Source organism: Colwellia sp. TT2012 (assembly GCF_001440345.1).
Lineage (GTDB): Bacteria > Pseudomonadota > Gammaproteobacteria > Enterobacterales > Alteromonadaceae > Colwellia.
This window is the reverse complement of the sequence record NZ_LJYX01000017.1, coordinates 488,785-515,575: the sequence shown is the minus strand read 5'-3', so window position 1 is coordinate 515,575 and position 26,791 is coordinate 488,785. Positions and strand designations below refer to the sequence as shown.

The 26,791-nt window shown below is 38.8% G+C and carries 25 protein-coding genes and 6 tRNA genes; 13 read left to right on the top strand and 18 right to left on the bottom strand.

What is annotated here, in order from left to right; translation table 11 throughout:
- Positions 1-11: 11 nt before the first annotated feature.
- Together ASU03_RS11960 and ASU03_RS11955 are read right to left on the bottom strand one after the other, a co-directional pair.
- Positions 12-2,813, bottom strand: coding sequence for a ligand-binding sensor domain-containing protein (locus ASU03_RS11960; RefSeq protein ID WP_231731565.1), 2,802 nt, complete (start codon positions 2,811-2,813; stop codon positions 12-14).
- Positions 2,776-3,255, bottom strand: a complete 480-nt coding sequence (locus ASU03_RS11955) for a hypothetical protein (protein ID WP_057832014.1) — start codon at positions 3,253-3,255, stop codon at positions 2,776-2,778. The genes ASU03_RS11960 and ASU03_RS11955 overlap by 38 nt, the downstream gene beginning before the upstream one ends.
- A 495-nt stretch (positions 3,256-3,750) precedes the next feature.
- On the opposite strand from ASU03_RS11955, the gene ASU03_RS11950 reads away from it, so the two are divergent.
- The gene (locus ASU03_RS11950; protein ID WP_057832013.1) at positions 3,751-4,944 is read left to right on the top strand and encodes an FAD-dependent oxidoreductase; all 1,194 of its coding nucleotides are present in this window, start codon (positions 3,751-3,753) and stop codon (positions 4,942-4,944) included.
- Positions 4,945-5,512: 568 nt separating this feature from the next.
- The gene (locus ASU03_RS20755; protein WP_157465890.1) at positions 5,513-5,674 is read left to right on the top strand and encodes a hypothetical protein; all 162 of its coding nucleotides are present in this window, start codon (positions 5,513-5,515) and stop codon (positions 5,672-5,674) included.
- Between the two features lie 429 nt (positions 5,675-6,103).
- On the opposite strand, the gene ASU03_RS11945 is transcribed toward ASU03_RS20755, so the two are convergent.
- The 13 genes from ASU03_RS11945 to lolB form a co-directional block, all read right to left on the bottom strand.
- Positions 6,104-6,180, bottom strand: a tRNA-Met gene (locus ASU03_RS11945).
- An 85-nt stretch (positions 6,181-6,265) separates the two neighbouring features.
- A tRNA-Leu gene (locus ASU03_RS11940) sits at positions 6,266-6,350 on the bottom strand.
- 164 nt (positions 6,351-6,514) lie between these two features.
- Positions 6,515-6,589 (bottom strand) — tRNA-Gln (locus ASU03_RS11935).
- A 52-nt stretch (positions 6,590-6,641) separates the two neighbouring features.
- Positions 6,642-6,716, bottom strand: a tRNA-Gln gene (locus tag ASU03_RS11930).
- A gap of 45 nt (positions 6,717-6,761) precedes the next feature.
- Positions 6,762-6,846 (bottom strand) — tRNA-Leu (locus ASU03_RS11925).
- A 64-nt stretch (positions 6,847-6,910) separates the two neighbouring features.
- Positions 6,911-6,987 (bottom strand) — tRNA-Met (locus tag ASU03_RS11920).
- A gap of 204 nt (positions 6,988-7,191) precedes the next feature.
- Positions 7,192-7,533 carry a DUF3718 domain-containing protein gene (locus tag ASU03_RS11915; protein WP_057832012.1) on the bottom strand — a complete coding sequence of 114 codons (342 nt, stop codon included), beginning with the start codon at positions 7,531-7,533 and terminating at the stop codon, positions 7,192-7,194.
- Between the two features lie 315 nt (positions 7,534-7,848).
- Positions 7,849-8,940 (bottom strand): redox-regulated ATPase YchF, encoded by a 1,092-nt coding sequence (ychF, locus tag ASU03_RS11910; protein WP_057832011.1) that lies wholly within the window; start codon positions 8,938-8,940, stop codon positions 7,849-7,851.
- 62 nt (positions 8,941-9,002) lie between these two features.
- Positions 9,003-9,587, bottom strand: a complete 585-nt coding sequence (pth, locus tag ASU03_RS11905) for an aminoacyl-tRNA hydrolase (protein WP_057181564.1) — start codon at positions 9,585-9,587, stop codon at positions 9,003-9,005.
- Positions 9,588-9,617: 30 nt separating this feature from the next.
- Positions 9,618-10,247 (bottom strand): 50S ribosomal protein L25/general stress protein Ctc, encoded by a 630-nt coding sequence (locus tag ASU03_RS11900; RefSeq protein ID WP_057832010.1) that lies wholly within the window; start codon positions 10,245-10,247, stop codon positions 9,618-9,620.
- A gap of 295 nt (positions 10,248-10,542) precedes the next feature.
- The gene (locus ASU03_RS11895; protein ID WP_057832009.1) at positions 10,543-11,487 is read right to left on the bottom strand and encodes a ribose-phosphate pyrophosphokinase; all 945 of its coding nucleotides are present in this window, start codon (positions 11,485-11,487) and stop codon (positions 10,543-10,545) included.
- Between the two features lie 160 nt (positions 11,488-11,647).
- Complete coding sequence (gene ispE, locus ASU03_RS11890) at positions 11,648-12,550, bottom strand: 4-(cytidine 5'-diphospho)-2-C-methyl-D-erythritol kinase (protein ID WP_057832008.1); 903 nt, start codon at positions 12,548-12,550, stop codon at positions 11,648-11,650.
- A gap of 51 nt (positions 12,551-12,601) precedes the next feature.
- Complete coding sequence (lolB, locus tag ASU03_RS11885; protein WP_057832007.1) at positions 12,602-13,249, bottom strand: lipoprotein insertase outer membrane protein LolB; 648 nt, start codon at positions 13,247-13,249, stop codon at positions 12,602-12,604.
- A gap of 195 nt (positions 13,250-13,444) precedes the next feature.
- On the opposite strand from lolB, the gene hemA reads away from it, so the two are divergent.
- The 7 genes from hemA to kdsA all read left to right on the top strand — a co-directional run bounded on the left by hemA (position 13,445) and on the right by kdsA (position 20,780).
- Positions 13,445-14,713 carry a glutamyl-tRNA reductase gene (hemA, locus tag ASU03_RS11880; RefSeq protein WP_057832006.1) on the top strand — a complete coding sequence of 423 codons (1,269 nt, stop codon included), beginning with the start codon at positions 13,445-13,447 and terminating at the stop codon, positions 14,711-14,713.
- Positions 14,714-14,886: 173 nt separating this feature from the next.
- Positions 14,887-15,975: a peptide chain release factor 1 gene (gene prfA / locus ASU03_RS11875; protein ID WP_057832005.1), complete on the top strand. Its 1,089-nt coding sequence runs from the start codon at positions 14,887-14,889 to the stop codon at positions 15,973-15,975.
- Between the two features lie 19 nt (positions 15,976-15,994).
- On the top strand, positions 15,995-16,846 hold the full coding sequence (gene prmC / locus ASU03_RS11870; protein WP_057832256.1) for a peptide chain release factor N(5)-glutamine methyltransferase: 852 nt from the start codon (positions 15,995-15,997) through the stop codon (positions 16,844-16,846).
- A gap of 113 nt (positions 16,847-16,959) precedes the next feature.
- Positions 16,960-17,325 carry a SirB2 family protein gene (locus ASU03_RS11865; RefSeq protein ID WP_057832004.1) on the top strand — a complete coding sequence of 122 codons (366 nt, stop codon included), beginning with the start codon at positions 16,960-16,962 and terminating at the stop codon, positions 17,323-17,325.
- Positions 17,326-17,387: 62 nt separating this feature from the next.
- Positions 17,388-18,209: a SirB1 family protein gene (locus tag ASU03_RS11860; RefSeq protein ID WP_057832003.1), complete on the top strand. Its 822-nt coding sequence runs from the start codon at positions 17,388-17,390 to the stop codon at positions 18,207-18,209.
- 42 nt (positions 18,210-18,251) lie between these two features.
- Positions 18,252-19,517, top strand: a complete 1,266-nt coding sequence (locus ASU03_RS11855) for a DUF819 family protein (protein WP_057832002.1) — start codon at positions 18,252-18,254, stop codon at positions 19,515-19,517.
- 420 nt (positions 19,518-19,937) lie between these two features.
- Positions 19,938-20,780, top strand: coding sequence for a 3-deoxy-8-phosphooctulonate synthase (gene kdsA / locus ASU03_RS11850; RefSeq protein WP_057832001.1), 843 nt, complete (start codon positions 19,938-19,940; stop codon positions 20,778-20,780).
- Between the two features lie 269 nt (positions 20,781-21,049).
- Here kdsA and ASU03_RS11845 read toward each other — a convergent pair whose 3' ends face one another.
- Positions 21,050-21,337, bottom strand: a complete 288-nt coding sequence (locus tag ASU03_RS11845) for a hypothetical protein (RefSeq protein ID WP_057832000.1) — start codon at positions 21,335-21,337, stop codon at positions 21,050-21,052.
- Positions 21,338-21,659: 322 nt separating this feature from the next.
- On the opposite strand from ASU03_RS11845, the gene ASU03_RS11840 reads away from it, so the two are divergent.
- The 4 genes from ASU03_RS11840 (at position 21,660) to rlmM (ending at position 24,946) form a co-directional block, all read left to right on the top strand.
- Positions 21,660-22,592, top strand: a complete 933-nt coding sequence (locus ASU03_RS11840; protein ID WP_057181551.1) for a transcriptional regulator GcvA — start codon at positions 21,660-21,662, stop codon at positions 22,590-22,592.
- Positions 22,592-23,338 carry an alpha/beta family hydrolase gene (locus tag ASU03_RS11835; RefSeq protein WP_197411246.1) on the top strand — a complete coding sequence of 249 codons (747 nt, stop codon included), beginning with the start codon at positions 22,592-22,594 and terminating at the stop codon, positions 23,336-23,338. The genes ASU03_RS11840 and ASU03_RS11835 overlap by 1 nt, the downstream gene beginning before the upstream one ends.
- The gene (locus tag ASU03_RS11830) at positions 23,335-23,760 is read left to right on the top strand and encodes a DUF423 domain-containing protein (protein WP_057831999.1); all 426 of its coding nucleotides are present in this window, start codon (positions 23,335-23,337) and stop codon (positions 23,758-23,760) included. The genes ASU03_RS11835 and ASU03_RS11830 overlap by 4 nt, the downstream gene beginning before the upstream one ends.
- Before the next feature lie 79 nt (positions 23,761-23,839).
- The gene (rlmM, locus tag ASU03_RS11825) at positions 23,840-24,946 is read left to right on the top strand and encodes a 23S rRNA (cytidine(2498)-2'-O)-methyltransferase RlmM (protein WP_057831998.1); all 1,107 of its coding nucleotides are present in this window, start codon (positions 23,840-23,842) and stop codon (positions 24,944-24,946) included.
- Positions 24,947-25,051: 105 nt separating this feature from the next.
- On the opposite strand, the gene ASU03_RS11820 is transcribed toward rlmM, so the two are convergent.
- Together ASU03_RS11820 and ASU03_RS11815 are read right to left on the bottom strand one after the other, a co-directional pair.
- Positions 25,052-26,059: an isocitrate dehydrogenase gene (locus ASU03_RS11820; RefSeq protein WP_057831997.1), complete on the bottom strand. Its 1,008-nt coding sequence runs from the start codon at positions 26,057-26,059 to the stop codon at positions 25,052-25,054.
- A 299-nt stretch (positions 26,060-26,358) separates the two neighbouring features.
- The gene (locus ASU03_RS11815) at positions 26,359-26,784 is read right to left on the bottom strand and encodes a DUF3192 domain-containing protein (protein ID WP_057831996.1); all 426 of its coding nucleotides are present in this window, start codon (positions 26,782-26,784) and stop codon (positions 26,359-26,361) included.
- Positions 26,785-26,791: the final 7 nt, after the last annotated feature.

Below are 26,791 nucleotides of genomic sequence, written 5' to 3'. Positions count from 1 at the left end.
TAAATTATAAACTAATTTAAGGTCATTAATGGCACGCTAATCACCAACTGACTACTGCCGTCATCATTAGCGAAAATATTAAGTGACGCGTGATGTTTAGTGGTTATCTGACGAATAGTATAGCTAGCGAGGTCAAAGTTAATTTTACTATTAAGTTGGCTAAAAGAGTTTTTATCGCTATTAATGGTAAGCCATAGTTTTTGTTTAACCTCTTTTAAGCTTAGACTGAAATTTTCTGCTTCACTCTTGAATATAGCTGACAAAATTGCTTCAAATATCACTTTGTAGATATCGGCCCTTAGTTCATATTTAAGGTGATCTAGCTTATCATCCAAGGTAAAGTGCAATTTAACTTCGTACTTGCTCTGGACATAGTCCGCTAAAAAGGGAATAGCAATGGCTAAGGTTTTTCCGGCAAGATTGTCAGGCTCTTGGCTATTAATGTTCTCTTTAAGTACTAATATACTCTTCTCAATGAGTTGCTTACTTTGCTCTAAATCATTATTTGCTAATGATGTAGCGGTCAGTTGTAAATTACGTTGTAGAGTATTCATCAGCCTACCGTAATTTCGCATATTATCTTTGAGCAAAGTGTGAATATGTTTAATTGACTTTGTCCGCAAAAAAAGTAGCCAAGAGGTCAACAATACGATAAATAAAACCAATACTGCATAGAGAATTCTCAGCTCCATTGTCCAGTACCACGGATAGGCAACATCAATCTCGGTATATGCTTTTATATCACTCCATTGCCCTAAACTATTGGTGGCCATAATTTCAATATTGTAACGGCCAGAGGCTAGTCCGGTTAGCGTTAGTTGGTTATTATTTATTTGCTGCCATTGGCTATTATTAATACGATATTGATAGTTTTTTTCTAGGCCAGGGCGATAGTCTAAACTGGCTAAATCAAGGGTGATAACATCGTTACCACTTGCTATTTTGATGGTTTGATTAAGTAAATATGCTTTACCTGAGATGGTGGTTTTACTAATGATAACATTTGGATTGAATTTTTTTTGTTCAGATAAATTGAGTGCCAGTACGCCACTGTAATGGATGGCATATAGCGTATCTTCTTTGACTAACATACTGCTGACAAAAGAATACTGCTGGCTATTCTCTATCATGGTTACTTGATAGTTTTTTGGTGATATACGATATAATCCAGGTTTACCTGAGGCCCATATGGTGTCATTAATCAATAACATTTCGGTGAAACTATGACCTTTAGAAAGTTGGGCTAATAAGCCACCTTGTTGATTGAAAACCAAAATCCCATCACTTAAGGTCGAAGCAAAAATTTTGTTATCGGCATAGACAAAAGAGATCACTTTACTCTTATTTGGCGTGGTTAAGGTGATGAGTTTATTAAGGGTTGGCTGATAAATGCTAATGTTATTATTCGATGCTATCCATATTTTTCCTGAGTCTAAAGGCAGTACATCAATAATTTCCGTGCTGGGTAAACCATCAATAATATCAAGATGTTTAATTATTTTCTCAGCACTTAAATCATAGATATAGAGACCGTGATAGTTAGTGGCGATATAGAGTAAGTTGTTTTTATGTTCGAGCTTTAAAATCAGTTTATCAGCAACAATATCAAGTTTTTTCACTTGTTTTGTGCTGTTATCATAGCGCCATAAACCATCATAACTGGCGATATATAGGTTTTGATTTATCTCTAGCAGGTCAAATATCTTCAAGCCATTTTTAGTGAAAGCGCTATTAACCTCTGGCTTAAATACCGGCTTGAAGAAGTTTTGCAAACCAGCCCCGTAGCTGCCAATAATAATTTCATTATCAAATAATGTTATTTCATTGGCATTGATTGGAATATCAAAAATAACTTTATGATTGGTAATATAAGTCTCATTAAGCTGTTCAACCTTATGACTGCTAGCTAACCATAAAACGCCAGAAGCATCCTGAAATGCAGTACTAAGTTGCACCGGTTCACTATCACCATAAAGGTGCGGCAGTTTGGTTAATCTTGAGCCACTGTATTTACTGACCTTACCTTTATTACTAATAGTAAAAAAGTCATTACTAGCAAAGGCTTTTGTTAAGCCATAAAGCTTTTCATTATGTTTGATACTTGATATATCACCATCATTACTTAAACGGTATATATTATTGGCCGTAATGGCTATTACCGCATCTGACAGGGCGGTTAAGGCAGTGATAGGCTCACTAAGGACCTGTTGAAGTTGTTCATCTTGCAATTGATATAAGCCGTCACTATTTGCGACATAAAGCTGCTCTTTATTATGAACAAGTTGCTTGATAGCGATATTGTCATCAAGCAACTGGGTTGTTTTTGTGCTTGGATTGAAACGATAAAGTTTATTGGGTGCGTTGATATAATACTGGTCTTTAAAGCGCACTGAGTGATAGTGGCTTTGCCTTGGAATAGCAACGGCTATTTTTTCAGCGATACCGTTATTGGTATCAAAGAGCCATAAACCATCTGTTTCTGAGGCGATTAACAACTTATCATCAATGAGACTTATATCATTGATCCAAGAGTAGGGCAGCGGCCACTCTTGGTTATTTAGCGAAAAAGTGATGCTGTTTTTGCCATCAAGCCGAGTTAGCCCTTGTTGACTCGATAACCAGATAAAACCATGTTTATCTTGCAGAATTTTTGTGACATTACTGAGGGTATTTATCGAGGCGATATTATCTGCGTGGCTGGCAAAACTGAAAATCAACAGGCTAAGCGCTATTAGTAAATAGCACTTAGCCTGAAATACTTTAGCAGAGAAAATACTAAACGATACTTTGTGGTGTTTTGTTGTCATTGTCATGTATTTTATCGCCACAGGCGACAAAAATCTTTGGCACATCGCCATCTCTAATGGGCTTTTGTACCAACAAGTAAGTGGGCTTTCTAGGATCATCTTGATGTTTTTTTTCTGCCCAAGCTTTAGTTATTTTATCAGCAAATGACTGGCCGTATTTTACTGCAAAAGCAGTGACTAACATTTCAACACCAAAGTCATCCATAATCAACATAGTGTTGTTATGGTATCCGCTTGTACTATCAAAATCTATATCAACGGTTAATATTTTATTGTTCGGTAAAACTAAATCTGCTCTTAGTTTGGCAACAACGGCGCGATCGCTCTTTGCTTTCAACTGAGTGCGGTTAGGCTTTTCAGTAAAATCATAAATTAAATTGATATCTTTGGCTAGTCGTATTTCTTCAGTATTTTGTCCTGAGGTTTTTATTTTTGCTAATGCTGACATAGTACTTCCTTATCATTCAGTTATTTAGTTTTTATTATTAGCCATAATCTACCTATAACGGCAACAACTTAATTTTTATGTGATTTCTGGCGAATTTGACGGCACACATTCCCCATCAACCGCAAAAATCGACAATTCACTATAACTGAATTTTACCGACAAACAAGCTTTGTCTAACTACCATGAGATCAAAAGTATTGCATTTTCAGCTTATTATTAGCACTCATCGCCTACACCCCGCTGTTTCCTTTAGCCTAAGTTCAGGAGTTGCATGGTTATGTTCGACAAATTTACTGGTGAATGCAGTATTCGTGCACTATTCGGCCTTTATTTACCGCATTTGTTGAATGTTTTATGCCAGCAACTCGCTACTTCGCCTAAGTGATGTGGGTTAAAGTGATGACCATGGGTGATTAATGTAATAAAGCAGTCGAAAATAGCGCTAGGCTTGGGTAAAATAAAGGCATATTACAATATTGTTGTGAATTTTTAAGCATGGAACATTTTGATTGTGTAGTTATTGGTGGTGGTATGGTTGGTGCAGCAAGTGCACTGTCCTTAGCCCAACTTGGTTTACAAGTCGCTTTGGTTGAACAGAATCAGCCCAAGAATTATGCTGTTGAGCAAGCGCTTGATTTACGTGTATCGGCTATATCGCTGGCCTCTGAAAATTTACTTAATCAGCTGGGAGCATGGCAACAAATTAAGCAATGGCGTGCCTGTCCCTATAAACGACTCGGTGTTTGGGAGCATGAAAGTGCTTATACTGAGTTTAATGCCCAAGACATTAAACAAACACATCTAGGTCATATCGTTGAAAATCGATTAATTCAACTGGCGATATGGCAGGAAATTAGTGCGATGAGTAATATCCGTACTTTTTGTCCTGATAGTTTAGTCTCTTTAACCCAAGAGCACGACAAAGCAAGCTTAACACTCACCAATTGTTCATTAACGGCAACACTCGTCATTGGCGCTGATGGCGCACAATCAAAAGTTAGGCAAATGTCAGCCATTGGTGTGACTGGCTGGGATTATCAACAGTCTGCCATGTTGATTAATATTGAAACTTCACAGAGCCAGCAAGATATTACTTGGCAACAATTTTTTCCCACGGGTCCTGTTGCTTTATTACCTTTAGCCGGAGAAAGTTCGTTAGGTGGTTATGCGGCATTAGTTTGGTATCACCAACGTGATGAGATCACTCGCTTAGCATCATTATCCAATAAGCAACTTCAACAAGAAGTGGTTAAGTATTTCCCCAAACGCTTAGGTGAAATCAAAGTACTTGCTAAAGGTGCTTTTCCGCTAACACGTAGACATGCTAATACTTATCAACATAAGCGGGTGCTGTTATTAGGGGATGCTGCCCATACGATTAACCCCATGGCAGGGCAGGGAGTTAATTTAGGTTTTAAAGACGTTATCGCTTTACAACATGTTATTGCCGAAGCTATTGGTAATGGTGAAGTTTGGCATGATGTGGCAGTGCTAGCTCGATATGAGCAGAAACGGCGCAAAGAGAACTTACTTATGATGACAACCATGGATGCCTTATATGCAGGCTTTAGTCACCCTTCGCCAGTGATTAAGGCGGCACGTAATTTAGCACTACTCGCCGTTAATAAAGTGCCATTTCTCAACAGCACGATAAAAAATAAAGCCTTGGCTTATGCTTGTGGTTTATAGCTGAGGTAACTGCTAGTTAAAGGTTTAACTTTTCCTCTATTCCTTTCGAAAGGGGGAGTTGAACCCTCACATTAATGAGTTCGAAAATAACACACGGGTAAACGCTGATAGAGACTCAAAAGAGTACGGTAGTAGACGGCAGAAATTAGGCTACAACATGATGAGATTTTCATTTTAAAGTTAGAGGTTATTTGTCAAAGGGTAGTGCAGTAGGAATTTAAATATAGAGCATATTTCTAAAGGGTAGGATATTTAGCATTAGAAACAAATTAACAAAAAGTGGCAGAACAAAATAACAGACACCCACTTAAAATAATCAACATTTTTATCCTCATTCTGCATTAAACTATTACGGCTAGCGTTTTTAGGCCCTTATTGTATCTGACTTGATGTATATGCTCTTAAAATGCGACTGCATTCTTAATTTCTTTCGCGTCGCGGTGGCGACTACACCCAGAAAAGAAAGAGAACTATCGCGTTACGCCTAAGTTAGGCTCTCTGGACTCTCCCGGCGCTGCGAATAAAACCTAATCATTCATTCAATCAAGTGTTTCGAGGAGCCGCGTTAATGAACATCCCTGTACAACGCCGCTTTTTCATCATCCTTGATGAAAACACCCGCACACTTTCAATCATTTCAGGGTTTTACCACGCAGATTTGGCGCTCTTGGCTAGTTTTATAGCTCAAGTAGTGTGTTCTTCTGTGAATGGCTGTCACGAAAATAATTAGCACCGTGATGCATTGCTGAGGTGATAAATATGGATATACCTTATAGACAGTGCAGACAGTGCAGACGGTACAGGAAGTACCTTATGTGGATAATGCAGGAGCAATTATCCTGAGCATACTGTCATGATGCTTGTGTTAAGCCCCAAGGATGGGATTATGTTCAGGACGCACGGTATCTCGCGGTGACCGACGTTACAAGGATGTAACTTATTAGAGAATGCAGGATGCACATTCTCCTGATGTCAAAGAGCGTGTATGCGTCTCGCTTGTTTACTCACCTACACTAAACGACAACAGAGCCTGCTTTGTATTTTGAAAATAATATTTTGTTGAACTTGAGATGTTTTTTAAGTATTAACTAGGATTTTTCGGAGATATATTGAAGAGATAATATTTAGGGGTTTTTAATTGATTTTTACAGAAGTAAAATGGTGGCTACACCGGGATTTGAACCTGGGACCCCATCATTATGAGTGATGTGCTCTAACCAACTGAGCTATGTAGCCTTTGAAACACAAATAATTATCTAATATAAGCAGTGCTTAAAATTTAGATAATGAAGGGAGTGTTTTGTTTTCTGGATATTTGAAATGGTACGGGTCAAGAGACTTGAACTCTCACATCTTGCGATACTGGAACCTAAATCCAGCGCGTCTACCAATTCCGCCAAACCCGCATTACATCCAAGTGTTAAAGAGACTTGAACTCTCACATCTTGTAATACTGGAACCTACTCTCTATAAAAAAAGTAGCGCGTCATTGTTTATTAATTCCGCAAAACCCGCATTACATCCAAGTGTTAAAGAGACTTGAACTCTGTAACCACTTCTTTAAAAGAAATGGCAGGGATAAGAGGATTTGAACCTCTGAATGACGGGATCAAAACCCGCTGCCTTACCGCTTGGCTATATCCCTACTGGGAGGTAATTACATTGCAGTTTTTTATAACGAGAAAAATCATAAAAAATGGCAGGGATAAGAGGATTTGAACCTCTGAATGACGGGATCAAAACCCGCTGCCTTACCGCTTGGCTATATCCCTGCAATGTATTTACTTTTTACTTGTGCAACTAATGTTGCTTTGAAATGGTACGGGTCAAGAGACTTGAACTCTCACATCTTGCGATACTGGAACCTAAATCCAGCGCGTCTACCAATTCCGCCAAACCCGCATTACATTCAAGTGTTAAAGAGACTTGAACTCTTTTTACTTAAGTAAAAAATACCGAAGTAAAATGGTGGCTACACCGGGATTTGAACCTGGGACCCCATCATTATGAGTGATGTGCTCTAACCAACTGAGCTATGTAGCCTTTACCAACCTGCTCGGTAGCAAGTGCGGCGTATTATGCTAATCTACCTGCCTTTCGTCAACCGTTTTTTTTAAAAAAGGTGTACTTTCTATTTGTTTGGCGATTGATTGTGCATTTTGGTGGATAACTATGCAAATAAAAGGTGAGAAACGCATTACTTATTGGGAAATGATAATGCGTTTGTATTTATCATCAAGGTAAGTCTTATCTATCTCTTGCTTCTTCAGCTAAATGTGCAGAATATTTTGCTAAGTTATCTATCTCAGCTTTTACCTTTTTCGAAGGTAACTTACCAATAATGTATTCGCCAACTTCTAAAGCATTAGATTTAGCGGCAAAAATTAATAAACTATTGCCGTTGCATTCTAAAGCATCATAAATTTTACGAACCTTTAATCTTTTTTGCTTTAAGAATGACCTCAAGCGACTTTTATCATTTGCTTGCACATATTCACAAATACGCAAGGATAGCTCATCTGCTTGAGCCGATGGAGCTGTAATAACACTTGTTGCTAATAGCATGGGTAATAAAATAAATTTTTTCATTGTGACGCCTTATTATTTTTTGATTTATCAATTTCTTTAAACAACAAAAGTGTAGACCATTAGCTTAGTTATTGTACCCGCTCGGAGAATAACTAAGCTAACTTGAATAGCTGTATATCTTTCGTTTTTTATATTACAGCCGCTATTTAAGTTGTATATACAATTAAAACAAGTCTTTATTATAATATTATGGTCAAGTTGCCTCAAGTTTACAGCCAGGATGTTGACTCGTCAGCTCCTTACCGGCATAAAAAAACGCACCACTAAGGATGCGTTTTTTGATTAGGTAAAATTGACTCTACCTATAGGGAACTTTTATACATTAAAGCGGAAGTGTATTACGTCACCATCTTTAACCAGGTACTCTTTACCCTCTAAACGCCACTTACCGGCTTCTTTAGCACCCGACTCACCATTAAATTCAATAAAGTCGTTATAACTGATGACTTCAGCGCGAATAAAGCCTTTTTCAAAGTCGGTATGAATAACACCGGCCGCTTGAGGCGCAGTAGCATTTTGTTTAACTGTCCAAGCACGTACTTCTTTAACACCAGCAGTGAAATAAGTTTGTAAGTGCAGTAATGAATAACCGGCATTTATAACACGATTAAGACCAGGCTCTTCTAAGCCCATCTCAGCCATAAATTCAGCTCTATCGTCTTCATCCATTTCAGACAGTTCGCTTTCAACTTCTGCACAAACAGCAACAACTACGCTACCTTCTGCATCCGCTATCTTTTGTACTACGTCAAGGTAAGGATTGTTTTCAAAACCATCATCATTGACATTAGCAATATACATGGTTGGTTTTAGTGTTAAGAAGTTTAAATAGTCAATAGCGGCTTTTTCTTCTTTAGATAATTCTAAAGAACGTACCATGTGGCCTTCTTCAACATGCTTTAATATTTTCTCTAAAACAGGCATTTCAAATTTAGCGTCTTTATCGCCGCCTTTAGCCTTTTTAGCTAAACGAAAAATTGCCCGTTCTGCTGTGTCCATATCCGATAATGCTAATTCAGTATTGATCACCTCGATATCATCAGCGGGGTCAATCTTATTAGCAACATGAATAATATTGTCATTGTCAAAGCAGCGAACTACGTGACCAATAGCATCTGTTTCACGAATATTTGCTAAAAACTTGTTACCTAAGCCTTCACCTTTCGATGCACCAGCCACAAGACCAGCAATATCGACAAATTCCATAGTGGTGGCTAAGACACGCTCAGGTTTTACTATTGCAGTTAATTTATCTAAGCGAGGGTCGGGTACCGGTACTACACCAGTATTTGGCTCAATAGTACAAAACGGGAAATTTGCCGCTTCAATACCTGCTTTGGTAAGTGCATTGAATAGTGTTGATTTACCGACGTTAGGCAAGCCAACGATACCACATTTAAAACCCATAATTTTTACCTACTGATTAGTTGCTAACACAGAGTTACTAGCGTGTATTTACTTGTGTATATTTACTCGGCTTTAAACGAGTGTAAGCGATTTTGCGCTTTCTTTAAGTCGTCTGTTAGCCAAATATCAAGACATCGACTGGCTTCGTCGATTGCTTGTTCTATTTTTGCTTGTTCTGCACTAGGCGCTTTACCTAATACGTGACCCGTTACTTTATCGCGATGACCCGGATGATCAATGCCAATACGTAACCGGTAAAATTCTTTATTATTAGCCATAGCAGCGATAATATCGCGTAAGCCATTATGTCCGCCGTGACCACCACCCTTTTTTATTTTACAAACACCGGGCTGTATATCTAATTCATCATGAGCAATCAAGATTTCATCTATCGACATTTTATAAAAATTAGCAAGGGGAGCAACTGCTTGACCGCTACGATTCATAAAGGTAGTTGGAATTAATAAATGGATAAGATTACCCGCAATTAACCCTTTACCATAAAGGCCGGAGTATTTTTTTTCGGGACGGAGGGAAATGTTGTGACAACGTGCCAGTTCTTCGACGAACCAAACACCTGCATTGTGGCGTGTTTTACTATATTCGGGGCCAGGATTACCCAGCCCCGCAATTAATTTAATAGTCATTATCTATAATATTATAAATGAATATGGCTATTATTCAGCAGCTGGAGCTTCTTCTGCTGCAGCTTCGTCTTCATCGATTACTTTAGCCGATTTAGGTGCTTTAGCAGAAACAACCGCTAGATCGTGTTCTTCACCTTTCGCTAATTCATCAGAAGTAACGCCTGCTGGCAACGTAAGGTCTGATAAATGGAAAGTTTGACCAGGTGCTAAGTTAGCTAAGTCAACTTCGATGAACTCAGGTAAATCTTTTGGTAAACAAGAGATGGCAATTTTAGTCACGTGATGAGCAATGTTAGCGCCAGTTTTTGCCGCTTCGTCTTCATTGATGAAGTGAAGAGTAGTGTTTGCATGAACTACATGGTTTTGATCAATGCGGATGAAATCTAAGTGCATTACCAATTGCTTGAACGGGTGACGTTGCATGTCTTTAATTAAACACTCAACTGGCTTACCAGCAATATTTAATGTTAATACTTGCGTATAGAATTTTTCTTCTTGTTGAGCGCGGAATACATCTTTGTGCGCTAACGTTAAAGATACTGGTTCTTGGTTTTCACCGTAAAGGATAGCAGGAACTTTTTCCGCGTGACGTAGGCGGCGGCTCGCACCTTTCCCTAAATCAGTACGTACTTCAGCTTCTAATGTTAAAAAATCAGTCATTTTAATACTCTTCTGTTATATAAGTTATAAAACTTAAAAATTAAGTCTTGTTTTTTGCGACCAAAAACAAGGAGATACCATTTTAACATCCATAGGTCAGTTAACAACTAACTAGGCCATTAGATAAAAAAGGCGCCGCATAATAACATTTAGCCCTAGGTAAAGCTATAAAATTAAGCGGTTAATTACTGATGGTTTATAGGGGGAGGGGAAATAAATAAGGGTTAAGGCGCAATAAAAAAGCAGCCGTGGCAGCGGCTGCTTTTTTGCAATAGTAGTAATTATTCGCTAGAAATTAATCAAACATTGCCGATATAGATTCTTCATTACTTATACGACGAATAGCTTCACTAAGCATGCCGCTTAAGGTTAATTGACGAACCATTTTCAGCGCTTTAATTTCATCAGAAAGAGGAATTGAATCAGTCACTACAACTTCATCAAGCACTGAATCTCTAAGGTTTTGTGCGGCATTACCCGACAATACTGGGTGAGTGGCATAAGCGACAACACGTTTTGCGCCATGCTCTTTTAATGCTTCTGCCGCTTTGACTAACGTGCCGCCAGTATCAATCATGTCATCGACAATAATACAGTCGCGACCTTCTACATCACCAATAATGTGCATAACTTGGGCAACGTTTGCTTTCGGGCGACGTTTATCAATAATGACTAAGTCAGCGTCATCTAATAATTTAGCAACAGCACGAGCACGAACCACGCCACCAATATCAGGAGAAACAACCACCGGGTTGTCAAAACCACGACTTTTCATGTCCTCTAATAAAATTGGCGTACCAAAAGCATTATCAACCGGCACATCAAAGAAACCTTGTATTTGCTCGGCATGTAAATCAACCGTTAATACACGGTCAACACCAACACTTGATAAGAAGTCAGCAACTACTTTTGCCGTAATGGGTACACGAGCACTACGTACACGTCTGTCTTGGCGAGCATAACCAAAATAAGGGATTACAGCAGTGATACGGCCAGCGGAGGCACGACGCAATGCGTCTATCATTACAATTAATTCCATTAAGTTATTATTGGTTGGAGCACAGGTTGATTGAATAATAAAAACATCAGCACCACGGACGTTTTCATTTATTTCAACACAAATTTCACCATCACTAAAACTACCGACTGTCGCATCGCCGAGAGGCATATATAGGCGATCACAAATTTTCTTGGCCAGTTCAGGGGTGGCATTACCCGCAAAAATCTTCATGTCAGGCACTGTAGATTCCTCAGAAACATTTGACATTAATAATAGGCTTTTTGATATAAGATATAATCATTAAGCAGTATAACGCTTACTAAACTGTAGCAGTTATTTTCCGCACCATAGCACGTTTTAAATAGCCACTTTAGTTAAGTTCGCAAATATTTTTAATTGTTTACTTGTTCAGTGACAACCTTGTCATCACAGAACATAAGGGCGACTTGTTAAGTCCCCGCGCGACAAATGAACTCACTCCTTTTGGGAGTTTCGCTTGCAATGAACACGCCTCTTTTTGACTAGAAAACCGCGTAAAAACACACGCACCTGTTCCTGTCATTCTTGAGGGGGCGTATTCTACCAACCAAGCAAGTAACTTGGCAACCTCAGGATAATGTTTTATTACTAATGATTGGCAGTCATTATGGAAGTTATCATTGAGAAAGTCAGTGGTATCAAGGGCTGAAGGGGATAGTTTCTTGGTATTTCGAGGCAGGTCTACTGCAGTAAAAACTTGTTGAGTGGAAATGCTACATTCAGGTTTAGTAATTAAATACCAAGGTTCTTCGGGATCCATGGCGGTAAGTCTTTCACCAACACCTTGGGCAAAGGCGGCAAAACCATAAATAAAGATAGGTACATCCGCACCAAGGCTCAGGCCTAATATTGCCAAATCACTGGTTGATAATCGACACTGCCATAAGGTATTAAGCGCAACTAAAATCGTAGCTGCATTGGATGAACCACCGCCCAAGCCGCCACCCATTGGCAGTATTTTGTTAATACTTATTTTAACGCCAAAAGGTGTCTTGGTTTTTCTTTTCAATAACTGGGCCGCTTTTACAATTAAGTTATCGTCATTATTAACCCCCTCAAGAGGGGTTAATAAATCTATGCTGGCTTTCTCAGTGACTGTTAAGGTTAATATGTCACTATGATCAATAAATTGAAAGAGTGTTTCTAAATTGTGGTAACCATCATCACGCTGTCCAACAATATGTAAAAATAAATTAATTTTTGCCGGAGAAGGGAATTCAATGGCTTTATTTAGAAATGAATTAGGTTGAGAAGAGCACGTCATGTAGAAATTCTGCTTATAATAAGTGAGTGACAAAGCGTGGTTGCTGATCGGCTATTGACCAGTCACTGACCAATGATTGACCGAAATTTTAATTAACAAATTCTCTTTTTTAATTGAAAATTTAGTGGCTAAATTATAGCCGTTAATATACTGGTAGTTACTATAACTAACTAGCCATAGCTCATTATTATAATGGCTTGATAAGGTTTGTGGTAGCTGTGTTATTTTATGGTAACTAATACTATCATTTTCTTGATAGGGGATACCTTTAAGCCAGTAGCTTAACGCTTTTGTTGGTAATGATAAGCCGGTAATGTTGAGAATAAGCGCTGCTAAATTATTACCATGATAGGTTTTTCCATCCACGCGAATCTTATGTTGATTATTATAAGATTCGAGTTGTAAGACATTAATGCCAAAATAGCTGGTTAAATTTAGCTGTTGAGTGCCTTTCTTTTCGTCAACTTGCCAAGATAATGTCGCGCTCTTACGTGAACTCTGCGCCAAAAATGCTATTTTACCTGTTATCTGCCATTGTTGTAATTGCGCTAGCTTAGTAATTCTTTGTTGAGGTGTTTGTTTAATTAGCCATTGCGTTTCTTCGCTGGGTAAAGTGCTACAGCCTGAAAATACCAGGGTAAATAAGGCAAGGGGAAATAAGTAACGTGGATAAAGGGCAGTATTAAAAAATTTAATCATGGATGGTAATTCTTTCAAGCGATGATAATTGTTATTTGAACATAGCTTTTTAGTCTTTGTAAATAGCAGTATTATTTTTAGGGTCTTTTATCACAGATCATATTTTATATGCAGATCTTGAGTTATACTTGCGGCACGAGTTAAAACAAGTTGACTAAAACTTGTCAGAAATGTTTACACAATAGGTTTATTACTTTGTCGATAGTTGCTGTTGGAATTAATCATAAAACTGCGCCAGTAGCGGTAAGAGAAAAAATATCTTTTAATCCAGATAAGCTTTCCATCGCCCTAAAAGAAATGCTTGAAGCAGTACAGTGCCGTGAAGTTGCCATACTTTCTACCTGTAATAGAACAGAGCTATACCTAGTACAAGATGGCGACTTTGAAGTTACCCAACAACGTATAATTAAATGGTTAGAAAATTATCATAACGTACCCGCCTCAATAATTTTACCTAGCCTATATTGGTACAAAGATAAGCAAGCCGTTAATCATATGATGCGTGTTGCTTGTGGTTTAGATTCGCTTGTTTTAGGTGAACCACAAATCCTTGGACAAATGAAACAAGCTTACAGCCAAGCTAAAGCTGCCGGCTCAATGTCCTTGGTTATGGACCGATTATTTCAACGTACCTTTGGCGTGGCCAAGCAAGTTCGAACAGAGACTGATATTGGCGCTAGTGCGGTATCTGTTGCCTTTGCTTCAGTAAACTTAGCCAAACATATTTTTGGCAGTCTTGAAAAAACTAAAGTCCTGCTAGTGGGGGCCGGTGAAACGATAGAATTAGTTGCTAAACATCTCTATGAAAATAATGTCGGAAAAATCACCGTGGCCAACCGAACATTGGCACGTGCTGAGAATATGGCTAAAAAAATTGGCGCTGATGTCATCACCTTAGCGCAAATACCTGATCATATGTGTCATGCTGATATTGTTATCAGCTCTACTGGTTCCACTTTACCCATTATTGGTAAAGGTATGGTTGAACAAGCTTTAGCATCGCGTAAACATCAACCTATTTTTATGGTTGATCTCGCCGTACCTCGTGATATAGAAGAGCAAGTGTCAGAACTTGAAGATGTTTTTCTATATACCGTAGATGACCTAGAAGGCATTATCTCGAAGAACATTGAAAATCGACGTAAAGCGGCAGTAGAAGCCGAAAGTATTGTTAATAGCCAGTCAGATAATTTTATGGCTTGGTTACGAGGTTTAAACACCCAAGATACGGTTATTAGTTATCGTAAACAATGTATAGACAACCGTGATGTTTTACTCGAAAAAGCCCTTAGCCAATTAAGAAATGGTAAAAATTCTGAGGCTGTTCTAGGGGAACTCGCCACTAAGCTCACCAACAAATTCATGCACGCACCAACCAGTGCGCTCCAGTCCGCCGCTCAAGGTGGCGAACTTGATAAACTACTTTATTTACGTGATATCTTTAATATTGATCCCCAAGACTAGTACTCTAGTCATTATCTTAGCTGTATAGCCAAGCTATCTTGTTAACCTAAGTATTGTTTACTCAGTCCGTTAGCCGCAAGTGACATTTTTTATCGAGCATGGTGGATTGCGTTATTACTGTGATAGAATAGCAATAATTTAGTTTTCCTTATTTGAAATATAAGTACATTTTAATGAAATCATCAGTTTATCAAAAACTTGAAGTGCTAGTTGAGCGTTTCGAAGAAGTGCAAGCTTTATTATCCGATCCTGAAACCATTGCTAATCAAGACAAATTCCGTGAATTATCTAAAGAGTTTAAGCAGCTCGACGCGGTGACTTCAGTTTTTAATAATTATAAAATAGCGGAAGATGACTTTTCCGCTGCGGAGATGATGCTTAAAGACGAAGACCCTGAGATGCGAGAAATGGCGCAGGAAGAATACAAAATAACTAAAAAAATGATTGCTAATATTGCCGATGAATTACAAGTTTTATTACTCCCACGCGACCCTAATGACGATAACAACTGTTTTGTTGAAATTCGTGCTGGCGCCGGTGGTGATGAAGCGGCTATTTTTGTTGGTGATTTATTTAGAATGTACAGCCGTTATGCAGAAAAGAAAGGCTGGAAAATTGAAGTAATGAACAGCAGTGAAAGTGAGCAGGGCGGTTATAAAGAACTGATCATGAAAGTTAATGGTGAAGGCGTTTACGGCCATCTGAAATTTGAATCTGGCGGCCATCGTGTGCAACGTGTACCAGAAACTGAGTCTCAAGGTCGAGTACATACCTCAGCTTGTACTGTGGTGGTTATGCCTGAAGTTCCTGAAGTAGATGCCATTGAAATTAATAAAGCCGATTTGAAAATTGATACCTTCCGTGCCTCAGGCGCGGGTGGTCAGCATGTAAACAAAACAGATTCAGCTATTCGTATTACCCATATTCCATCCGGTGTTGTGGTTGAGTGTCAAGAACAGCGCTCACAACATAAAAACCGGGCTCAAGCAATGTCAGTGCTGCAAGCGCGTCTGCAACAGGCTGCTGATGAAGAACGCCGTAGTGAGGAAGAGTCATCACGTCGTAATTTAGTGGCCAGTGGTGACCGTTCTGAGCGTATTCGTACCTACAACTTTCCGCAAGGTCGCATGAGTGATCACCGTATTAACCTAACTTTATATCGCCTAGGCGAAATTATGGAAGGTAATTTAGACTTGATTATGGAGCCGATAATGCAGGAGAATCAAGCCGATTTGTTAGCTGAATTAGCCGGGAAACATTAACTCTATTTTGTTAGCGCCAGTGAATAATAGTACTATAGCCGATTGGATAGCATATGGTCGTGAGCAATTAGTTTGCTACTCCGACAGTGCTAAACTTGATACACAAATCCTCTTGGCTTTTGTGTTGCATAAAGAGCGAACCTACTTGCTTACCTGGCCTGAAAGAGAGCTTGTTAAACAAGATGAACAACATTATCTAGCCTTATTAAAAAGAAGAATGTCTGGTGAGCCTATTGCCTATATTATTGGCGTAAAGGAATTCTGGTCACTCGTTTTTCGAGTTTCACCCGCAACACTTATTCCACGTCCAGACACCGAAATTTTGGTTGAATTAGTACTTGAGAATTTTGGCGAAGTAAAGTCATTGCATTGTTTAGATCTCGGTACGGGAACAGGTGCAATCGCCCTGGCGTTAGCATCTGAGCAACCAAACTGGCAAATTGATGCTATTGATTTTAATATTGAGGCGGTGAAACTAGCCAAGCAAAATGCTGAAGATTTACAATTAACGCAAGTCAATATCTTTCAAAGTAACTGGTTTAGTGCGGTTAATGAGCGCAAGTTTGATGTCATAGTCTCTAACCCTCCTTATATCGATGCCTTGGACGAAAACCTAAGTCAAGGTGATGTGCGTTTTGAACCTAAATCAGCTTTGGTGGCTAATGAGCAAGGTCTCGGCGATATTAAACATATAGCAAAACAAGCACTAAACTTTCTTAAACCTCAAGGTGCGCTTTTTTTTGAACATGGTTACCAACAGGCTGAAGCGGTGCGAGATATTTTAACCACCTTAGGTTATGATAATGCACAAACAGTCAGAGACTTTAATGGTCATGAACGTATTACTTGGGCTCGTTTGCCGAGGCATTAACTTAGATAATTAGTATAAATAGCAGATTTACAGTTCAGGGTTACACTTTAAAACGATTTGTTAACCTAAAATCGCTACACTATGCGCAAAATAGTTTAATAAAAGGAATAACTTTGAAACATTTACATATAGCCCTTGCGGTACTTAGCGTTAGTTTATTTACCTATCGTTTTATTTTGACTTTAATGGCCTCAAAAAAGCTTGATAGCAAGTGGTTGAAAATCAGCCCTCATGTTATTGATACTTTTTTACTGATTGCCGGTATTACCCTCGCAGTAAAACTACATTTCAACCCCATGGAACAATTATGGTTAGCTGAAAAGATTTTAGCGTTATTTGCTTATATCTTTACCGGATATTATACCTTGAAAATAGCGCGTAATAAGCCGATGCAAATTTTAGGCTATTTAGGTGCTATAGGTTGGGTAATGTTGATAGTACGTTTAGCCATGACACGAGAAGCCTTCTTTTTTAGCTAAGTGTTAGTGTACATACAGGTCTACCAGATAACTATAATATGGAGTCGGATAAATAAGCTGTTATGAATGAATTGTTTTTATCAGAGTTACAATCTGAAGATAAAGATTTGCTGCAAAAACTTGTTTTACTTGAAGAACATATTTTTGCCGATAGCGACCAAGAAATTGTCAAAATGTATACATCACTAGATAGTTTAGAGACAATTATCAGTCAATGTATTGCTGTTGTTAGTGAAATTGAATCACCTATAGAGAAAGCTGAAGCTTTACTTAATGAGTTGTACTATCAACATTTATTTATTGACAGCTATCAGACTCGTTGGCCTATTTCTGCTTATCGGGTAGCAACATCGTTAAATCAACGTGCTATGTCGCCCATTGTTAAGGCGGTTGTGGTCAAAGAAATAATTAGTGCTTGTGGCTTTGAAACCGATTTGGTATTTATTCCAAATAAAATTATGGTCCGCCTGTGCTGTGATGAGCAATATGCTATTATTTTTGATGCAGTAACAGGCCAGTCACTCGATTGGGCTGAACTTGATTTACGTTTAGATGATCTCGAAGGCGACCCTGCAGAGCAAGACCTAGCCGCCATTGATGATAATGTCGCCTTAGTTGAGCATCTTTCGGCACTGAAAAACGCTCTGATCCGAGAGCAGGCTTTTGATAAGGCTTTAACTTGTGTTGATGTTATCTTATCATTAAACCCAGACGATCCACTGCAACGAAGAGACCGCGGTTTTTTGCTCCACCAGCTTGATTGCTTTAAAGTGGCTGTGGATGATTATCGCTACTTCGTTGAGCAATGTCCTAAAGATCCCGCCGCCAAAATATTAAAAATTCAACTTGAAAATATTGATGTCGGTAATAACGTCCTTCATTAATTTTTTTTACTTCATCAAATAATAAAAATAAAAGGCAATATGATGCAAGACAATATTGTGGCGAATGCGCCACTTATTACCAATGACGCGGTAGTACTGGGGATTTTGACACTTATTCTAGGCTTTGTGTTTTATACTTCTAATAGTAAAAATACGTTTTGCCAAAAATTTTATAAATATGTACCGGCATTATTAATGTGCTATTTATTGCCTTCTCTATTAAATACCTTTGGTATCGTTAGCGCCGAAGTTAGCAAAGTTGATGACGTTGCCAAATACTTTCTGCTACCCGCATGTTTAGTACTGTTAACCTTAAGTATCGATATTAGAGCTATTGCTGGTCTTGGCAGTAAAGCGCTAATTATGTTTATAACCGGTACGGTTGGTGTGGTTATTGGTGGCCCTATTTCTTTATTAATCGTTTCTGCTATTTGGCCTGAGTTAATTAGTGTTACTGGTCCTGAAGCTGTTTGGCGTGGTATGGCTGCCCTTGCCGGAAGCTGGATTGGTGGTGGCGCAAACATGTTGGCGATGAAAGAAATTTTTGAAGCTGACGGTAAAATATTTACCATCATGGTCACGGTAGATATTGTCGTGGCAAATCTCTGGATGGCTTGTTTGCTGTACATTGCGGCTAACCATAAGGCTATTGATGCCAAAAGTGGCGCTGATACCTCAGGTATTGACAAACTTATTGCCAGAGTGGAAGCCAATGAACGAGAGCATAAAAGAACGCCTGAGCTAAAAGATTTAATGCTTATTATTGCCGTCGCTTTTGGTGCAGCAGGTTTTGCGCATTTTGTCGCTGACTTATTGGTACCATTTTTCCAACTGAACTACCCAGAGTTGAAAAAATTCAGCTTACATAGCAAATTGTTCTGGATTATTCTCGTAGTAACGACGATCGGCTTATGCTTGTCATTTACTAAAGTAAGAGAGCTTGAACATGTCGGTGCTTCAAAAGTGGGTAGCTGCTTCTTATATATTTTAGTTGCCACCATCGGCTTACATATGGATATCACGCAAATTGCCGAAGCACCTAAATATGTAGTTATTGGTCTTATTTGGATGGCGATTCACATTATTTTATTATTTGTCGTCGGTAGAATTATCAAAGCGCCAATCTTTTACTTAGCGGTCGGCAGTAAAGCGAATATCGGTGGTGCAGCATCAGCACCAGTAATTGCTTCGGCATTCCATCCGTCATTAGCACCTGTAGGAGTGCTACTTGCTGTCCTAGGTTATGCTTTAGGCACCTATATGGCGTGGATATGTGGACAATTATTAAGAATAGTTGCTAGTAGTTAATGTTTAACTAATGAAGATGTTACAGTAAGCTAACTGCTACTTAATACCCAAGCCACCTCAAAATGCAGGATTCAGCTGGAATTAGAAATGTCTTTAGGCAAGGCATTGATTGAAGAGAATAGTTATACTATTGTCGAAATCAATAACGATGGATAAAGCGTTTCTAAACCAGCCCTACGGGGACATCTGAGAAAATCATGTTCATCGTTGCGTATGTAATTAAGGACGCTGCATGGATGCAGCTTAATAGAGAATGCAGGAGCATATTCTCCTGAATAACCATTAATAAAATACGCGCCTTGATCATGAATCGCTCAGATGTCCTGAAACGAGCATATTGAAGTCGCTTGGGTATAGTACTTTTACTAGAAGCGTAAAATACAGTGGTATTTTACGCTTTTTTATATTTAGGAATAATTTATGACAATAACATCAGTTTCGGTTCAGGGGATCGAGGTTGCTAATGAGCGACCCTTCGTATTATTCGGCGGTATGAATGTGCTTGAGTCACGAGACCTTGCCATGAGAATTGCTGAAAAATATGTTGAAGTTACGCAGAAACTAGGCATCCCTTATGTATTTAAAGCCTCATTTGATAAAGCAAATCGCTCTTCGGTCAACTCCTACCGAGGCCCTGGCTTAGACGAAGGCCTGAAAATATTTGAAGAAATCAAGTCTACCTTTAATATACCTATTATCACTGATGTACACGAGCCGTACCAAGCATTACCTGTGAGTGAAGTTGTTGATGTAATTCAATTACCGGCATTCCTCGCCAGACAAACCGACCTTGTGGTCGCCATGGCGAAAACCGGCGCTGTCATTAATGTCAAAAAACCGCAGTTTCTTGCTGCCCATGAAATGAAGCATATTATTGCTAAGTTTGCTGAAGCTGGCAATGACAACATTATCTTGTGTGAGCGAGGCAGTTGTTATGGTTATAACAATCTTGTCGTTGATATGTTAGCAATGGACGAGATGAAAAATTACGCACCGGTTATATTTGATGCCACACACGCACTACAAAAACCGGGTGGACGCAGTGATAGTGCTGATGGTCGTCGTGCTCAAGCCGTACAGTTAGCTCGTAGTGGCATGGCAATAGGTATTGCTGGCTTGTTCATTGAGGCACATCCTGATCCTAGTGCCGCTAAATGTGATGGCCCTTGTGCATTACCACTTGATAAATTAGAGCCTTATCTAGTTCAAATGAAAGCGATAGATGACTTAGTGAAGGGTTTTACCCCACTAAGTACTGATTAGTATTTTAGCCGATTAAAGTGTTAGCTGATTTCTAGCTTAGTTAACTAGGGCTGAAGGTAAAAACAAGTAAAATGAATAAATTTTAAGCAATTTAAAAGGTGTCCTAGGACACCTTTTTTTATTTTCGATCTTGATAACTAAGATCCTACTTTACTCAATGTGCGAGAATTTTTAACTATGTTAAGATGCAGGCTAAATTTAATTTGTTATTGAACCTCGGTAATAGCTCTAAGGTAATCATAAATTTAATTTCACTGCAATTAATCTACTTAATCAGCAATTAAGCTTGTTTTAGTTAAAGTAACTGACTTATTTTGATTAGCTATGTGCTTTTGTTTGGCAAAGCCTGACTCTGTTGACTGTAGAGTATAGCTGATTTCAACGGGTGTTAACAAAAACTTTAGGCTGTTATGTGCAGCACTAGTCAGTTGAGTTTGATTCACTGGCTCAGCTTTAATTAGCACCGTTTTGGGTAAGGCAGCAGTGGCTGCAGTACTCAATAAAGTGGTGGCGAATAATACGGCAAGTAAGTTAGTTTTTTTAATGCTTAGTTTCATGTTGTTTGTCCTGTATATAACCTAATAATAAATTTTTATTTCCTATAGATATATTAGGACCTTTTCTCGCGCTGGTTTTACTCTTCAAAATAAAGCGTGTGGGTTGGGATCACACGCTATACCTGAGTTTTATAAAACGTTGAGATGATGTCCTTCATCTACGGTGTGAATAATACACAAGTTTTTAAAGGAAATAAAACGACTTAAATTAATGTTATTCATTAGAAAAACTAATGAATAATTGTTATGCTTGATTGGTAGATTTTTATGCAGTGTTATAGTGCATATATAATAAATAATATTTAAAATTTGTAGGTGACTTTTGGCTAATATACTCCCCCCATTAAAAGCTTTGCGAGCATTTGAAGCATCGGCAAGGCAGCTCAGTTTTACGCGAGCAGCAGAAGAGCTTTTTGTCACGCAAGCGGCAATAAGCCATCAAATTAAATCATTAGAAGAGTACTTAGGTATTAAATTGTTTATGCGAAAAAACCGTGCTTTATTACTATCGGAGGAAGGTCAGTCGTATTATTTAGATATAAAAGATATTTTTACCTCACTACATGAAGCGACCGAACGTTTGTTAGCTCGTGGAGCGAAAGGGTCGATAACAGTCAGTTCACAGGCGAGCTTTGCCATCCAATGGTTAGTTCCTCGGTTAACTACTTTTAATGCCTTACATGAAGATATTGATGTTAGGATTAAAGCCGTAGATCAAGCAGAGAATTCACTGACAGAAGATGTCGATGTTGCTATATATTATGGACGTGGACGTTGGCCCAATATCCATGCTGATAAATTGCATACCGAATACCTTATCCCCGTTTGCTCTCCCTTATTAATGCAAGAGCATGCTGCCAATGGTAAACCGGCTCTTTTATCATTAGACGACTTATCAAAGCATAATTTACTCCATGATACCTCTCGCCGGGACTGGAAACGCTGGTTTAAACAAGTTGGTGTTAAAGGGGCTAATCTCAATCATGGACCTATTTTTAGTCATTCTGCTATGGTTTTACAAGCCGCTTTACACGGTCAAGGGGTTGCTTTGGCTTACAGTGTTTTAGCTAAGCCGGATATTGATTCGGGACGTTTAGTCTGTCCCTTTAACGATGTATTAGTGAGTAAAAACGCCTATTTCATCGTATGTCGTGAAAATCAGCAAGACATTGGTAAAATCGCGGCCTTTAGAAAGTGGATGTTAGATATGGTCGAAGCAGAGCAAGAGCTAATCACCGATGGACAAATAAATTAATGGCCGAGATACAGGTAAAGCAACAAGTAATCACCAGCGCCGATGGCAATGATATTAATATGATTTTTGACACGGTCGAATGTGCTAGGGCGCAAGTTATATTTGCTCATGGCGCGGGTGCAGATATGTCTCATGAGTTTATGGCTGAAATAGTACGGTTACTTAATAACGCGGCTATTAATGTTGTACGTTTTAATTTCCCCTTTATGGATAAAAGGGCACTAACAGGGATAAAGTACCCCCCAGATAGAATGCCCAAGCTGTTGGTTTGCTATCAAGCCGTTATTGAGCATGTGCTTGCACAGCAAAAAAGTAAGGCGCTGCCCTTATTTATTGGCGGAAAATCTATGGGGTCACGCGTTGCGGCGAGCTTAGTAGCTGAACCTGAGGTATTAAATGCTAATTTACTCAGTGAAATATCTGCTGTCTTTTGTTTAGGCTACCCGTTTCATCCAGCTAAAAAACCAGAAAAACTGCGCCTTGAACCTTTATTTACTGCCAGTAAAACAATTTTAATCGTACAAGGTGAGCGTGATGCTTTAGGCACGAAAGAAGAAATTATCAGCTACCAGCTGCCTGAGCACTGTACCTGTGTGTTTTTACCTGATGGCGATCACAGTTTAAAGCCAAGAGTTAAGTCAGGTTTTACTTATCAAGGACATATGCAGCGCGCTGTTAAGGAAATTGTCGACTTTATTGACCAGTTAATAGTCGCTAACAAAGTTGAGCATAAGGCAAGATTATGAACAGTACTAATATGAACAAGCAGCAAGTTAAATCTAAGAGCACCACGGTTTTACTGAAAACTATGATGATTTTTGTTGGTATCAGTGGCTGTTTTTCTGTACTATTCGGCGCTTGGCTGGCTCATGGCGGTCAAGCATTACCAGTAAAGGTTCAATCTAGCTTAGCAACAGCATTACAATATCAATTTTTTCATACACTTGCGTTATTTTCGACCTTGGTTTGGTTGAAAACAGCTAAATCATCTAAAGTGCTTCTTAGTGCTTGTATTGCGTTTGTCATAGGGATTTTGTGCTTTTGTGGCGTAATCTATATTAAATCATTTTTTGAACTTGCTGTTATCGGTAAGTTAACCCCTTTTGGTGGTATTGCCTTTGCGCTAGCTTGGTTATTATTAGCATTTGAAGGTAAAAATAATTTTTAACTACAGTATTTGTACTGTTAATACTCTGACGAATATAGCGTTTTAAAAGGTCGTTAGATATACAAGGTAAAAACAACATATGACTTCCATCGTATTATTTTGTCGTCCAGGCTTTGAAAAAGAGTGTGGTGCAGAAATCCAAGAAAAAGCTGCTTGGAATGAAATGTATGGCTATTTAGAGCTAAAGAAAAATAAAGGCATTGTTTTTTTTCACCTACAAGAAAGTAAACATGGCGAAGAATTAATGAATAAGCTGCCGCTTAAGCGACTTATTTTTGCCCGTCAATGGTTTGTCACAGTCACTGATACACTCGCCTTGCCTGATTATAATCGTGTTGAAGCAATCATTGAGGCCTTGGGCACTGAATGGCAATATAGCGATTTACGTATGGAAATGGCGGATGATAATGATGGCAAGGAGTTAAGTAAATTTTGTCGCAAGCTGTCCGTGCCTTTGCGCCAAGCTTTACGTAAAAAGAAAATACTTACTCAGAAAAGTAATAATTCAGCCGATGATCCCGATGGTGCTATTTTACATGCGCTATTTCTTACTGGGCAGGAAGTCATTTTAGGTTTTTCATTAGCCCGTAATAGCTCACCACATGTGATGGGCATTCCTAGATTAAAGTTTCCTAGTGCATCACCAAGTCGTTCTACCTTGAAACTTGATGAAGCCTTTTTATACTTTATTCCTCGTGATGAGTGGGATGTACGGTTAACTTCAGGTATGCATGCTGTCGATTTAGGCTCAGCCCCAGGTGGGTGGACTTATCAATTAGTGCGCCGTGGTATGATGGTTACTGCCATCGACAATGGTGCCATGGCAGAGTCTTTAATGGCGACAGGACAAGTCAAACATAAGATGATGGATGGCTTTAAATACATACCAATGAAGCACAATGTCCATTGGATGGTGTGTGACATGATAGAGAAGCCGCAACGAGTAGCTAAACTAATGAGTGAATGGTTACTTAAGGGGTATTGCAAAGAGGCGATGTTTAACTTGAAATTGCCAATGAAGGGCCGTTATCAACAAGTTACTAATGATTTACAAGCAATTAAAGATGCCTTTGACGAACATAATGTCAAATATGAACTTTATGCCAAGCACCTGTATTATGATCGTGAAGAAATCACTGTCCATGCACGTTTACTTTCTCCAGCGCCGCTTAAAGAAAAAGAGTAATCGCTAGCGTTGTTTTTTAACAAGCTAGCAAATAAAAAAGCTATCCAGTTTATTCATTAACTTGATAGCTTTTTGTCTAGACAGTTACGCTTAAGACGCTAAGCGTTATAGCCTCTCAAGTACCGCTTGGGTAAAGTCGGTAGTGCCATGACTTCCGCCTAAATCGCCGGTTGTTCTATCAGCCGAGGCAATCACATCGGTAATGGCCGCTCTGATTTTTTCTGCTTCGTCACTCATCTCTAAATACTCTAGCATTTGAATAGCCGCTAACATCATCGACGTTGGGTTCGCTAAGTTTTTGCCCGCAATATCTGGAGCACTACCATGCACTGCTTCAAAAATGGCACAATCTTCACCAATATTAGCACCTGGCGCCATACCAAGACCGCCAACTAAACCCGCACATAAATCAGATATAATATCACCAAAGAGGTTCGTTGTGACTATGACATCAAACTGCTCAGGGTTCATCACTAATTGCATACAACAGTTATCAACAATCATCTCAGTTGACTCGATTTCTGGGTAACGCAGAGCAACTTCTCGGGCAACTTTTAGAAATAAGCCTGAGGTTGACTTTAAAATATTGGCTTTATGAACAACAGTTACCTTTTTACGACCTTCTTTACGTGCGGTTTCATAAGCAAAGGTTACTATTTTTTCAGAACCATCACGAGTAACTATACTCATTGCTTGGGCTTTAGTACCGTCATCTGAGATGACTTGGCCGACACCTGAATACATGCCTTCGGTATTTTCACGCACGGTTATAATATCAATGTTTTCATAACGTGCCTTCGTGCCCTTAAATGATAATACTGGACGTAGGTTTGCGTATAATTTAAATTGTTTACGCAAGGTGACATTGATTGAGGTAAAACCTTCACCAACTGGGGTAGTCAATGGCCCTTTTAAGGTAATTTTATTTTTTTCAATCAGCGCAATTGTTTCTTCTGGTATTAACTCACCATGTTTCTCTAAGGCGGTTAAACCAGCATCTGCGAATTCATATTCAAAATCACAGCCTGCTTTATCTAATACTTTAATCGTGGCATCGATAATGCTTGGACCGATACCGTCGCCAGGAATTACCGTGATGGTTTTTTTAGTCATTTAGTTCACCTTGTCATCCTATTTTGAATGAATACTGTAGAGTAATGCGTCATATACTTTAATTAACAACGACATACATTAAATTAATTGTGTAACGCTAGCGGAGGAATACTTACTCATGTAAAGCTGAGTGACTAATGTGGTCAGCTCAGCGCTTTATTGGCTATTTTATATCATGGTAATGCTATGTATGCGAGCTTGAAAGTTTTCATTATTACCTACAAAAAGCCAGTTTTTTTTGGAAACTAGCAAGGTAACAAGGAATAGTAGAGGTTTACTAAGTCAGGTTCAATCTGACTTTAGTCTATAGTGGCTAGATTTTTTCTTATGTTAAGGTGGTTTTTAATAATGCCCCATTGCTCAGGGTAATTATTACCTAAACCAATTTCTTTGAGTGTGCCGTTGACAAAAAGCAAGAAGGAGCATTCATCTTGTGTGGTTATGCCATCAGATTTTACATGCTGAGTACGGTAAAACATAACTTGATAGTTTACCTCATCAACCGTTCTGGCTTCAGTAATGTCTGGGCTACCTAACTGACTTAATGCTTGCTCAAAAGTAAATTGTTCTAATTTTATCTTAGCAATAAATTGGCGATTATAGGCTTCTCTGTCTTTCCATTTCATTTGATCTGGGCTGTCATCATAAAAGGTGACAACTAGGGCGACAAAGATGCCATAAACGGTTAGTGCAAGTAATATCCTACCAATTATTTTTTTATTCATAGTTATT

What these genes read in the sequence shown, in the direction of transcription:
- ASU03_RS11960 (WP_231731565.1), bottom strand. Translation starts at nt 2,813, where the DNA reads ATGACAATGACAACAAAACACCACAAAGTATCGTTTAGTATTTTCTCT.
- ASU03_RS11955 (WP_057832014.1), bottom strand. Translation starts at nt 3,255, where the DNA reads ATGTCAGCATTAGCAAAAATAAAAACCTCAGGACAAAATACTGAAGAA.
- ASU03_RS11950 (WP_057832013.1), top strand. Translation starts at nt 3,751, where the DNA reads ATGGAACATTTTGATTGTGTAGTTATTGGTGGTGGTATGGTTGGTGCA.
- ASU03_RS20755 (WP_157465890.1), top strand. Translation starts at nt 5,513, where the DNA reads ATGAACATCCCTGTACAACGCCGCTTTTTCATCATCCTTGATGAAAAC.
- ASU03_RS11915 (WP_057832012.1), bottom strand. Translation starts at nt 7,533, where the DNA reads ATGAAAAAATTTATTTTATTACCCATGCTATTAGCAACAAGTGTTATT.
- ychF (WP_057832011.1), bottom strand. Translation starts at nt 8,940, where the DNA reads ATGGGTTTTAAATGTGGTATCGTTGGCTTGCCTAACGTCGGTAAATCA.
- pth (WP_057181564.1), bottom strand. Translation starts at nt 9,587, where the DNA reads ATGACTATTAAATTAATTGCGGGGCTGGGTAATCCTGGCCCCGAATAT.
- ASU03_RS11900 (WP_057832010.1), bottom strand. Translation starts at nt 10,247, where the DNA reads ATGACTGATTTTTTAACATTAGAAGCTGAAGTACGTACTGATTTAGGG.
- ispE (WP_057832008.1), bottom strand. Translation starts at nt 12,550, where the DNA reads ATGACGTGCTCTTCTCAACCTAATTCATTTCTAAATAAAGCCATTGAA.
- lolB (WP_057832007.1), bottom strand. Translation starts at nt 13,249, where the DNA reads ATGATTAAATTTTTTAATACTGCCCTTTATCCACGTTACTTATTTCCC.
- prfA (WP_057832005.1), top strand. Translation starts at nt 14,887, where the DNA reads ATGAAATCATCAGTTTATCAAAAACTTGAAGTGCTAGTTGAGCGTTTC.
- ASU03_RS11860 (WP_057832003.1), top strand. Translation starts at nt 17,388, where the DNA reads ATGAATGAATTGTTTTTATCAGAGTTACAATCTGAAGATAAAGATTTG.
- ASU03_RS11855 (WP_057832002.1), top strand. Translation starts at nt 18,252, where the DNA reads ATGCAAGACAATATTGTGGCGAATGCGCCACTTATTACCAATGACGCG.
- kdsA (WP_057832001.1), top strand. Translation starts at nt 19,938, where the DNA reads ATGACAATAACATCAGTTTCGGTTCAGGGGATCGAGGTTGCTAATGAG.
- ASU03_RS11845 (WP_057832000.1), bottom strand. Translation starts at nt 21,337, where the DNA reads ATGAAACTAAGCATTAAAAAAACTAACTTACTTGCCGTATTATTCGCC.
- ASU03_RS11835 (WP_197411246.1), top strand. Translation starts at nt 22,592, where the DNA reads ATGGCCGAGATACAGGTAAAGCAACAAGTAATCACCAGCGCCGATGGC.
- ASU03_RS11830 (WP_057831999.1), top strand. Translation starts at nt 23,335, where the DNA reads ATGAACAGTACTAATATGAACAAGCAGCAAGTTAAATCTAAGAGCACC.
- rlmM (WP_057831998.1), top strand. Translation starts at nt 23,840, where the DNA reads ATGACTTCCATCGTATTATTTTGTCGTCCAGGCTTTGAAAAAGAGTGT.
- ASU03_RS11820 (WP_057831997.1), bottom strand. Translation starts at nt 26,059, where the DNA reads ATGACTAAAAAAACCATCACGGTAATTCCTGGCGACGGTATCGGTCCA.
- ASU03_RS11815 (WP_057831996.1), bottom strand. Translation starts at nt 26,784, where the DNA reads ATGAATAAAAAAATAATTGGTAGGATATTACTTGCACTAACCGTTTAT.